The following is a 932-nucleotide window of genomic DNA, read 5'->3' as shown; positions in this document are numbered from 1 at the left end:
GGACTGTAGCTTGTACCTGTTGTCAACACACTTGTCGAACTCTGACTTGCGTACCATTGTACTGTTTGTCCTGTTGAACATGTTGCTGTCAAAGTCACTACGCCAGCTTCACATCTTGAAGCGCCTACTACATTATTAGCACTTGGTGCACTTGGAATTGGGTTAACTGTTCCTATTACGCCTTGACGGGTTCCTGTTGTTGTTTCACAATTCGTTGTGTTATCTCTACATGCTACATAATAGGTTGTCGTTGCCGTGATGCTTGGTGCGTAACTTGTTCCTGTTGTTAATACACTTGTCGAGGTCTGACTTGCATACCATTGTACTGTTTGACCTGTTGTGCATATCGCTGTCAAATTCACTACGCCACTGCCACATACTGCACCATTCGTTACATTTCCTGAACTTGGTGCACTTGGGATTGGGTTTACTGTCCCTACTACTGCTTGACGTGAGTTCGTTGCTGTCTCACAAGTCGTAGTATTATCTTTACAACCTACATAATAAGTCGTCGTTGCAGCTATACTTGGTGCATAACTTGTGCCTGTCGACAACACTACTGTCGATGTTTGACTTGCATACCATTGTACTGTTTGTCCTGTTGAACAAGTTGCTGTCAAATTCACTACACCGCTTCCGCATACTGCACCACCTGATACATTACCTGCACTTGGTGAACTTGGAATTGGATTTACTGTGCCTACTACTGCTTGACGTGAATTCGTTGCGGTTTCACAAGTTGTTGTATTGTCTTTACAACCTACATAATAAGTAGTCGTTGCCGTAATGCTTGGTGCGTAACTTGTGCCTGTTGTCAATACACTTGTCGAGCTTTGACTTGCATACCATTGTACTGTTTGTCCTGATGAACATACTGCACTTAAGTTTACTACGCCACTACCACAGACTGCGCCACCTTGTACACTTGATGA

General features: G+C 43.7%; 1 pseudogene. It reads right to left on the bottom strand.

The window, feature by feature from the left end:
• Window positions 1-932: pseudogene (locus tag GVN22_RS27395) on the bottom strand (hypothetical protein); the annotation flags it as partial.

The organism is Cellulophaga sp. BC115SP (genome assembly GCF_009905545.1).
In the GTDB taxonomy this organism is placed as follows: Bacteria; Bacteroidota; Bacteroidia; order Cytophagales; family Spirosomataceae; genus Flectobacillus; species Flectobacillus rivi.
The sequence above is the reverse complement of the archived record's forward strand: the minus strand, read 5'-3'. Positions and strand labels throughout refer to the sequence as shown.